General features: G+C 74.6%; 10 protein-coding genes. 4 read left to right on the top strand and 6 right to left on the bottom strand.

Features of this window, described 5'->3' with window-relative positions; genetic code table 11:
- Nucleotide 1: 1 nt before the first annotated feature.
- The 3 genes from thiD to ABZ641_RS09475 form a co-directional block, all read right to left on the bottom strand.
- Nucleotides 2-835: a bifunctional hydroxymethylpyrimidine kinase/phosphomethylpyrimidine kinase gene (gene thiD / locus ABZ641_RS09485; protein WP_344627290.1), complete on the bottom strand. Its 834-nt coding sequence runs from the start codon at nt 833-835 to the stop codon at nt 2-4.
- A gap of 24 nt (nt 836-859) precedes the next feature.
- Complete coding sequence (locus tag ABZ641_RS09480) at nt 860-1,885, bottom strand: ATP-dependent 6-phosphofructokinase (protein ID WP_344627291.1); 1,026 nt, start codon at nt 1,883-1,885, stop codon at nt 860-862.
- 170 nt (nt 1,886-2,055) lie between these two features.
- Nucleotides 2,056-3,024 carry a thiamine-phosphate kinase gene (locus ABZ641_RS09475; RefSeq protein WP_030275719.1) on the bottom strand — a complete coding sequence of 323 codons (969 nt, stop codon included), beginning with the start codon at nt 3,022-3,024 and terminating at the stop codon, nt 2,056-2,058.
- A 159-nt stretch (nt 3,025-3,183) separates the two neighbouring features.
- Here ABZ641_RS09475 and ABZ641_RS09470 point away from each other — a divergent pair, with 159 nt between their 5' ends.
- Nucleotides 3,184-3,417: an Lrp/AsnC ligand binding domain-containing protein gene (locus ABZ641_RS09470; protein ID WP_344627292.1), complete on the top strand. Its 234-nt coding sequence runs from the start codon at nt 3,184-3,186 to the stop codon at nt 3,415-3,417.
- Nucleotides 3,418-3,436: 19 nt separating this feature from the next.
- Nucleotides 3,437-3,940: a DUF3515 domain-containing protein gene (locus ABZ641_RS09465; protein WP_344627293.1), complete on the top strand. Its 504-nt coding sequence runs from the start codon at nt 3,437-3,439 to the stop codon at nt 3,938-3,940.
- An 88-nt stretch (nt 3,941-4,028) separates the two neighbouring features.
- Here ABZ641_RS09465 and ABZ641_RS09460 read toward each other — a convergent pair whose 3' ends face one another.
- From ABZ641_RS09460 to ABZ641_RS09450, 3 genes are read right to left on the bottom strand one after another with little or no spacing between them, the layout of a single operon-like run.
- Nucleotides 4,029-5,174 carry a D-alanine--D-alanine ligase family protein gene (locus tag ABZ641_RS09460; RefSeq protein WP_344627294.1) on the bottom strand — a complete coding sequence of 382 codons (1,146 nt, stop codon included), beginning with the start codon at nt 5,172-5,174 and terminating at the stop codon, nt 4,029-4,031.
- Between the two features lie 39 nt (nt 5,175-5,213).
- Entirely contained in the window at nt 5,214-6,215 is a 1,002-nt protein-coding gene (locus ABZ641_RS09455) for an NAD(P)H-dependent glycerol-3-phosphate dehydrogenase (protein WP_344627295.1), read from the bottom strand.
- Nucleotides 6,212-7,027 (bottom strand): lysophospholipid acyltransferase family protein, encoded by an 816-nt coding sequence (locus ABZ641_RS09450; protein ID WP_359980393.1) that lies wholly within the window; start codon nt 7,025-7,027, stop codon nt 6,212-6,214. Before ABZ641_RS09450 ends, ABZ641_RS09455 begins: the two co-directional genes overlap by 4 nt.
- A 303-nt stretch (nt 7,028-7,330) precedes the next feature.
- On the opposite strand from ABZ641_RS09450, the gene cofC reads away from it, so the two are divergent.
- A complete protein-coding gene (gene cofC / locus ABZ641_RS09445) occupies nt 7,331-8,008 on the top strand; it encodes a 2-phospho-L-lactate guanylyltransferase (RefSeq protein WP_344627297.1) in 678 nt (225 codons plus the stop codon).
- Between the two features lie 21 nt (nt 8,009-8,029).
- On the top strand, nt 8,030-8,254 hold the full coding sequence (locus ABZ641_RS09440) for a hypothetical protein (RefSeq protein ID WP_344627298.1): 225 nt from the start codon (nt 8,030-8,032) through the stop codon (nt 8,252-8,254).
- Nucleotides 8,255-8,543: the final 289 nt, after the last annotated feature.

Genomic DNA, 8,543 nt, shown 5'->3' with positions numbered 1-8,543 from the left:
GTCAGCCGCGGGTGCGCCAGCCGTGGTCGACCGGGCCGATCCCGGCTCCCAGGGCGAAGCCGGCGGCGATCGCCCCGGTGACGTACTCCTTGGCGGCGCCGACGGCCTCCGGCACGGTGCTGCCCTTGGCGAGTTCGGCGGCGATCGCGCTGGCCAGGGTGCAGCCGGTGCCGTGGGTGTGCCGGTTGTCGTAGCGCGCCGCCCGGTACCAGTGGCGCTCCCCGTCGGCGCCGGCCAGCAGGTCGACGGCCTCGCCGGCCAGGTGGCCGCCCTTGACCAGCGCCCAGCGCGGGCCGAGCGCGAGGACCGCCTCGGCGGCGGCGGGCAGGTCCTTCTCGTCCTCGACGACCACCCCGGTGAGCTGCGCCACCTCGTGCAGGTTGGGGGTGGCGACCGTCGCGACCGGCAGCAGCCGCTCGCGGACGGTGGCGACCGCCTCGGCGGCGAGCAGGGCGTCGCCGTGCTTGGACACCCCGACCGGGTCGACCACGACGGGCGCGCCGACGCCGGCCAGCAGTTCGGAGACGGTCTCGACCAGTTCGACCGAGGCCAGCATGCCGGTCTTCACCGCCTGCACGCCGATGTCGTCGACCACGCTGCGGAACTGCGCCCGGACGGCCTCCGCCGGCAGCTCCCAGTAGCCCTGGACGCCGAGCGAGTTCTGCGCGGTCACCGCGGTGATCACGCTCATCCCGTGCACGCCGAGCGCGAGCATCGCCTTGAGGTCGGCCTGGATGCCGGCACCCCCGCCGCTGTCCGAACCGGCCACCGTGAGCACACGGGGCGGAGCGGCGGAGCCGGCGGCGGACACGGAGGACTGTTCAGTCGGAGCCATGCCCGACAACCTACCGGGGAGGCCTCAGAGCACGGCCTCCGACTCCAGCCAGCGGTACTCCGGGACCGTCTTGAGTTCCCGCACCCCGTCGGCGATCGGCAGCAGCTCGACCTCGGTGCCGCGCAGGGCCGTGAAGTGCCCGAAGGCACCCTTGTGGACGGCCTCGACGGCGTGCCAGCCGAACCGCGTGGCGAGCACCCGGTCGCGGGCGGTCGGGCAGCCGCCGCGCTGGGTGTGCCCGAGGATCACCGGCCGGGCCTCGGTGCCGAGGATGCCCTCCAGCTCGCGGGCGAGCTTGTTGCCGATGCCGCCGAAGGTCTGGTGGCCGTACTGGTCGAGGCCGCCGTGGTCGAAGAGCAGCGTGCCCGGCATCGGCCGGGCGCCCTCCGCGACGGCGATGATGGCGAACTTCTTGCCGCGCCGGAAGCGTTCCTCGACCAGCCGTGCCACGGCCTCGATGTCGAACGGCTTCTCCGGGATCAGGATGCCGTGCGCCCCGCCGGCCATGCCCGCGGTCAGGGTGATCCACCCGGTGTGCCGTCCCATCAGCTCCACCACCATCACCCGCTGGTGCGACTCGGCGGTGGTCTTCAGCCGGTCGATCGCCTCGGTGGCGACGTGCACGGCGGTGTCGAAGCCGAAGGTGACGTCGGTGGCGTCGATGTCGTTGTCGATGGTCTTGGGCACGCCGACCACGGGCAGCCCGGCGTCGCTGAACATCCCGGCGGCGGTCAGCGTGCCCTCGCCGCCGATGGCGATCAGGGCGTCGATGCCGAGGTCGGCGGCGAGCGCGCGGCACTCCAGGACGGCCTGCTCGATGCGGTCCCGCCGCACCCGGGCGGAGCCGAGCACGGTGCCGCCGAGGGTGAGCAGACCGGTGACGTCGTCGTGCGACACCGTCCGGGCCCGGCCCTCGATCAGACCGAGGAAGCCGTCCTCGATGCCGACGATCTCGTCCCCGTGCACGTCGGTGCCGCGGTGGACGATGGAACGGATGACCGCGTTGAGGCCGGGGCAGTCGCCGCCGCTGGTGAGGACGCCGATACGCATGGTCGCCTGGTCTCCCTGGGGCGGGCGGCCCCGAGTCGTGGCGGTCCGGGGCCGGTCGGCACCGGGCGGCCGGGCCGGACGGGTCGGCCGCCCCGGCACCACGGCAAGACTACGCGCTGCTACCGTCCCGGCGGCCCCACCGCGCCCGGCCCCGGCTCACCCGTTCGGGGTCACTCGGCGGCGAAGTGGTCCCAGCCGCCGACCCGCTCCCAGGGCGCCCCGTCGACGGTGACCCGGCCGCCGCGGCCCGGCCGCGCGGTGCGCACGACCTCGCCGACCACCCGCCACCGGGCGGGCAGCTGCACGCTCTTGGGGAAGGTCGCCACGATGGCGTGGTCCTCGCCGCCGGAGAGCACCCACAGCAGCGGGTCCACGCCGACGGCCTGCCCGATGTCGGCCATCTGCGCGGGGACGTCGAAGTCGGCGGCCCGCAGGTCGATGTCCACCCCGCTGGCCGCGGCGACGTGCCCGAGGTCGGCGACCAGGCCGTCGCTGACGTCGACCATCGAGGTGGCGCCGAGGTCCGCGGCGGCCGGGCCGGCGTGGTACGGCGGCTCGGGACGGCGGTGCGCCTCGACGAAGGCCCGCGGCGAGCGGAAGCCCCGCTGGAGGACCGTCAGCCCGGCCGCGGACCAGCCCAGCCAGCCGGTGACGGCGACCACGTCGCCCACCTGGGCTCCGGAGCGCAGCACCGGGCGGCGGCCCTGCAGGTCGCCGAGGGCGGTGATGGCGAGGGTGACGGCGTCGCCGCGCACCACGTCGCCGCCGACGACGGCGGCGCCGGCCACCTTGCACTCGTCGCGCAGCCCGTCCATCAGCTCGGTGGCCCAGGTCGCGGGCAGGTCGGCCGGGGCGACGAAGCCCAGCAGGATCGCGGTCGGCACGGCGCCCATCGCGGCCACGTCCGCGAGGTTCTGCGCGGCGGACTTGCGGCCCACGTCGTAGGCGGTGGACCAGTCCCGGCGGAAGTGCCGGCCCTCGATCAGCACGTCGGTGGTGGCCACCACCCGGCCGTCGGGGGCCTTCACCACGGCCGCGTCGTCACCGGGGCCGAGGTCGACGGCCGGTGTCGGCTCGAGCCGGGCGGTGAGCTCCCTGATGAGTCCGAACTCGCCGAGCTCGCCCACGGTCCCCTGCATCTGCCGTCCTCTCAACTCAACCGGCGCGGTCCTCGCGCGCCCCCGCGCGCAGCGTACGCCCTCGACCCCCGCAGAAGTCTCCCCTCCCAGGGGAGGGGCGCGGTAGCGTGGTGATCGGACTGACGGCCAGCCCACCCCCCAGCCGCCTGGAGGTCTCCCGTGGTACAGGCGTACATCCTGATCCAGACCGAAGTGGGCAAGGCCACCGCGGTCGCCGAGTCCATCGCCAAGATCCAAGGCGTCGTCCAGGCCGAGGACGTCACCGGCCCGTACGACGTGATCGTGCGCGCCGAGGCCGAGTCCATCGACGACCTGGGCCGCCTGGTGGTCGCCCAGGTGCAGCAGATCGAGGGCATCACGCGCACGCTGACCTGTCCGGTGGTCCGCCTGTAGGCGCGGATACCATCGGCGGGTGGCTTCCTCCCGTCCGTTCGCGTCGCTCCCCACCCCCGTCCGCTGGCTCGCCCCGCCCGCGGCGCTGCTGGGGTGCGTGCTGCTGCTCGTCGGCAACGGCGGCGGTGACGAGGTCGCGCCGCCGGTGCCGTCCGCCGCGGTGGCGCGGTACTGCGAGGCGCTGGACCGAGCACTGCCGCAGTCCGTCCAGGGCCACGACCGCAGGGACCCGTCACCCGCCTCGCCGTACACCGCCGCCTGGGCGAGCTCGCCGCGGACGGTGCTGCGCTGCGGCATCGAGCGGCCCGCGTACCTCGACGACGACCCGCTGAAGAACTCCCCCGAGATCAACGGGGTGCAGTGGGGCTTCGCCGAGGACGGCGACGGCGGGTACCGCTTCGTGACCACGCTGCGCAAGGCGTACGTCGAGGTGCTGGTGCCCAAGGGCGCCTTCCCGAACTACGCCGACCCGATCCCGGCGATCTCCGACGCGGTGAAGACGGCCGTTCCCGAGGGCCTCTGAGAAAGCCCCGACGGGCAACCCCGAAGGGGCGCGGGGAACTGCGCGGTTCCCCACGCCCCCGAGTGGTCGCCCCGGGGCCGCCCGGCGATTACCGCAGGCCGGTGGAGCGGCGCAGGGCCGCCTGCAGCAGACGGTCGATCAGCTCCGGGTAGGGCATCCCGGTGGCCTCCCACATCTTCGGGTAGGCGGAGATCGGGGTGAAGCCGGGCATGGTGTTGATCTCGTTGACCATCCACCGGCCGTCGTTCAGCAGGAAGAAGTCGACCCGGGCGAGGCCCTCGCAGCCGAGCGCCTCGAAGGCCGCGACGGCCTGGCGGCGGATCTCGGCGGTCTCCTCGGCGGTGAGCTTCGCCGGGATCTCGACCTCGGAGGAGTCGATGTACTTGGCCTCGAAGTCGTAGAACTCGAAGTCGCCGCCGACCAGGACCTCGGCGGGCAGGCTGGCGCGCGGCCCGTCCTCGAACTCCAGGACGGCGCACTCGATCTCGCGGCCCTCGACGCCCCGCTCCACGATGATCTTGGGGTCGTGGCGGCGGGCCTCCTCGATCGCCGCGTCCAGGTCGGCGAGGTCCTTGACCTTGCTGATGCCCATGGACGAGCCGGCCCGGCAGGGCTTCACGAACAGCGGCAGGCCGAGCGCGGCGATCCGCTCGCGGGCGGCGGCGCGGCCCTCCTCGGTCTCCCAGTCGCGCGGGCGGACGACCGTCCAGTCGCCGACGCCGATGCCGTGCGAGTCGAGGATGCGCTTGGTGAACTCCTTGTCCATGCCGGCCGCGCTGGCCAGCACGCCGGAGCCGACGTACGGCACCCCGGAGAGCTCCAGCATGCCCTGGATGGTGCCGTCCTCGCCCCAGGGGCCGTGCAGCAGCGGCAGGACGACGTCGACCTCGCCGAGCACCTTGGGGGCGCTGCCGGGCTCGCTGAGGACGACCTCGCGGTTGCCCGGCGCGGCCGGCAGCGAGACCTGGCCCTCGGCGGACTCGGCGACCTGGTCGACGTCGGGCAGCTTGCCGTCGGTGATGGCCATCCGGGACGGCTCGTCGCCGACCAGCGCCCAGCGGCCCTCGTGGGTGATGCCGATGGGCAGCACCTCGTACTTGCTCCGGTCGATCGCGCGCAGCACGCTCGCGGCCGTGACGACCGAGACGCCGTGCTCGGAGCTGCGGCCACCGAAGACGATCGCGACCCGGGGCTTGCCCCCGGGCTGGTTCGGGGAGGTCTGTTCGATGCTCATATCGGACGTGAGACTACCGTGCGAAACCCGCGGTTCCGGTCACCGTCGCTCCGGCTTCGCCGAGCGCGCCATCAGACCGGCGAGCACCTCCTGGGTGGGGCGCCCGTTGTGGACGACGTCCACCACGGCCTGGACGATCGGCATGTCGACGCCGTTGCGCCGGGCCAGGTCGAGCACCGACTCGCAGGACTTCACGCCCTCCGCGGTCTGCTTGGTGGCGGCCACGGTCTCCTCCAGGGTCATGCCCCGGCCGAGGTTCATGCCGAAGGTGTTGTTGCGCGACAGCGGCGAGGAGCAGGTGGCGACCAGGTCGCCCATCCCGGCGAGGCCGGCGAAGGTGTGGGCGTCCGCGCCGAGCGCGAGGCCGAGCCGGGTGGTCTCGGCCAGGCCGCGGGTGATCAGGGTGGCCTTGGTGTTGTCGCCGAGTCCCATGCCGGCCGCCATGCCGACGGCCAGGCCGATGACGTTCTTGACCGCGCCGCCGAGCTCGCAGCCCACCACGTCGGTGTTGGTGTAGGGCCGGAAGTACGGCGTGTGGCAGGCCTTCTGGAAGCGCTGGGCGACGGCCTCGTCGGTGCAGGCGACCACGCTGGCGGCCGGCTGCCGACGGGCGATCTCCATGGCCAGGTTGGGGCCGGAGACCACCGCGACGCGCTCCGGTCCGACCCCGGCGACCTCCTGGATCACCTCGCTCATCCGCTCCGCGGTGCCGAGCTCGATGCCCTTCATCAGGCTGACCAGGACGGTCTGCGGCTCGATCAGCGGCGCCCAGGCCGCCAGGTTGGCGCGCAGGGTCTGCGAGGGCACGGCGAGCACCGCGAAGTCGGCGCCGGCCAGCGCCTCGGCGGCGTCGGTGGTGGCCCGCACGCGGGCGGGCAGGGCGATGCCCGGCAGGTAGTCCGGGTTCTCGTGGGTGCGGTCGATCGCGTCGACGAGCTCCTTGCGGCGCCCCCAGAGCACCACGTCGCAGCCGGCGTCGGCGAGCACCATCGCGAAGGCGGTGCCCCAGGATCCGGTGCCGAAGACGGCGCAGCGGGTCACTCGGCACGCTCCTCGGCGTCGCCCTTGCGGGCCCGGTCGCGCTTGGCGGCCGCGGCGGCGGCGCGCTCGCGGGCGGCCTTGCGCATGTCGTAGCGCTCGGCGGGGGCCTGCTCGCCGCGGATGCCCTCCAGGACGGCGGTGATGGCCGCCATGATGTCCTCGGTGGCGTCCCTGAGGACCTGCGCGGTGAGCTCCTGGCCCTGGTACTTGCTCAGGTCGACGGGCGGTCCGGCGGCGACCGTCACCTTGTGCCGCGGGAAGAGGTGGTACTTGCCCTTACCGCCGCGGCCGTACGGCGGGATGATCTCGTGGGCGCCCCAGTGGGCGACCGGGATGACGGGCGCACCGGTCATCAGCGCGACGCGGGCGGCACCGCTCTTGCCGGTCATCGGCCACAGGTCGGGGTCGCGGGTCAGCGTGCCCTCCGGGTAGAACTGCACGCACTGGCCTCCGTCGATGGCGTCGATGGCGGCCCGGAACGCCTCGGCGGCGTCGGTGGACTCGCGGAACACCGGGATCTGGCCGGTCTTGCGCAGCATGAAGCCGATGAACGGCACCGAGAACAGCTGGGACTTGCCGAGTATCCGCGGCGGGCGGCCGCTGTTGTACTGCCAGTGGGCGTAGAACACCGGGTCGATCACCGAATTGTGGTTGACGGCCGCGATGAAGCCGCCCTCCTTCGGCAGGTTCTCCCAGCCGCTCCATTCGGTCTTCGCCAGCGCATTGGTCACCGGCTTCACGAGGACCGCCGCGAAGCGGTACCAGATCCCGTAGTCGGCGTTGCCGAAACTGGCGTACGAGCGGCGGGCCACCCAGCTCCTCCTCATCCGGTGCGGCACGTGGGGTGCCGCGGTCCTCGATCGCCGCCCGGTGTGCCCGGGCGGGGCCCCGGCGCCGGCCCCCGTACGCCGTTCGCTGCCGCGCTTCGACGGGGTGTGACCTGCTGCTCTCCACCGGCCGGGACGGCCGGGAGGGCCCGGGGCGCCGACCAGTCTCACCCGCGGGCGGACCGGCTGTCGAGCAGCCGCCCTGGGCAGGCCCCGGGCGAGTGACCAAACGCACGCGAATCGCGGCCGCCTGGCCCGGGCCCGGGAGCCGACGCCACAATGGCGCCGATGACCGAGGACACCGTACGCCCCGCCGGCCGTCCGCCGCTGCCACCGGCCCCGGCGCTGTGGTCGCTGGTGCTGCCGGTGAAGCCGCCCGCGGTGGCCAAGAGCCGGCTGGGGCCGTTCGCCGGGCCGCACCGCCCGCGGCTGGCGCTGGCCTTCGCCCTGGACACCGCGCGGGCCGCACTGGCCTGCCCGGCGGTGGCCCGGGTGCTCGCGGTGACCCGGGACGCCGCGGCCGCGGAGCAACTCGCCCGCCTCGGTGCGCTGGTGGTGCCGGACGAGCCCGGTGGCGGCCTCAACGCGGCCCTGGCGCACGGTGCCGCGCGCGCCGCGGCGCTCGCCCCGCACGCCCCGGTGGCGGCGCTCTCCGCGGACCTGCCGGCCCTGCGGCCGGCCGAACTCGCCCGTGTGCTGGCCGCGGTGCCGTCCGGCCGCCGGGCCTTCCTGGCGGACTCCCCGGGCCTGGGCACCACCCTGCTCGCCGCGCCGTCCGGCGGCGCGCTGCGGCCCGCCTTCGGGGACGGCTCGCGGCTGCGGCACGCCCTCGGCGGTGCGTGCGAACTGGAGTTGGCCGACGTGGCCTCGGTGCGGCGGGACGTGGACACCGGGGAGGACCTGCGCGAGGCGCTGGCCCTCGGCGTGGGGCCGCGGACGGCCGCCGCGGCGGCCGCCCTGGTGTGACCGCTCGCTATGCTTGCGGCCATGCAGGCCACCGCGTTCACCTTCGATCCCGGCACCCGGGCGGGCTCCGTCCTGCTCGACGACGGCACGCCGGTGCCCTTCGACGCGGCGGCCTTCGACGCCGGCGGCCTGCGGCTGCTGCGGCCCGGTCAGCGGGTGCGGATCCGCACCGAGGGCGAGGGCGCCGGGCGCCGCGTGGTCTTCGTGACGCTGCAGACCTTCCCCGACCCGGGCGCCGAGGGCTGAGCCCCTCCCCCGTACCGCCGCCCGGCCCGGCCGGGACGGCGCCACCGCACGCGGAAGAGCTGCGCCGGCCCGCCTCCGGAATCCCGGATCCGCGGGCCGCCGCAGCTCTCGCCGTGCTCCGATCTCGCGCCGTGCTCTGACCGGCCGTCGCCCGAAGGGCCGACAGAGGCTACTTGGCGGCGGTCTTGCGCGCGGTGGTCTTGCGCGTCGTGGTCTTCTTCGCCGGGGCGGTCTTCTTGGCCGCCGCGGCGGTCTTGGCGGGAGCCGCCTTCTTCGCCGTCGCGGTGGT

This window comes from Kitasatospora sp. NPDC007106, assembly GCF_040634455.1.
Classification (GTDB): Bacteria; Actinomycetota; Actinomycetes; order Streptomycetales; family Streptomycetaceae; genus Kitasatospora; species Kitasatospora arboriphila.
The sequence above is the reverse complement of the archived record's forward strand: the minus strand, read 5'-3'. Positions and strand labels throughout refer to the sequence as shown.

Excerpts from the sequence above, each read along its gene's own strand:
- thiD (WP_344627290.1), bottom strand. The coding sequence starts at position 835 with ATGGCTCCGACTGAACAGTCCTCCGTGTCCGCCGCCGGCTCCGCCGCT.
- ABZ641_RS09480 (WP_344627291.1), bottom strand. The coding sequence starts at position 1,885 with ATGCGTATCGGCGTCCTCACCAGCGGCGGCGACTGCCCCGGCCTCAAC.
- ABZ641_RS09475 (WP_030275719.1), bottom strand. The coding sequence starts at position 3,024 with ATGCAGGGGACCGTGGGCGAGCTCGGCGAGTTCGGACTCATCAGGGAG.
- ABZ641_RS09460 (WP_344627294.1), bottom strand. The coding sequence starts at position 5,174 with ATGAGCATCGAACAGACCTCCCCGAACCAGCCCGGGGGCAAGCCCCGG.
- cofC (WP_344627297.1), top strand. The coding sequence starts at position 7,331 with ATGACCGAGGACACCGTACGCCCCGCCGGCCGTCCGCCGCTGCCACCG.
- ABZ641_RS09440 (WP_344627298.1), top strand. The coding sequence starts at position 8,030 with ATGCAGGCCACCGCGTTCACCTTCGATCCCGGCACCCGGGCGGGCTCC.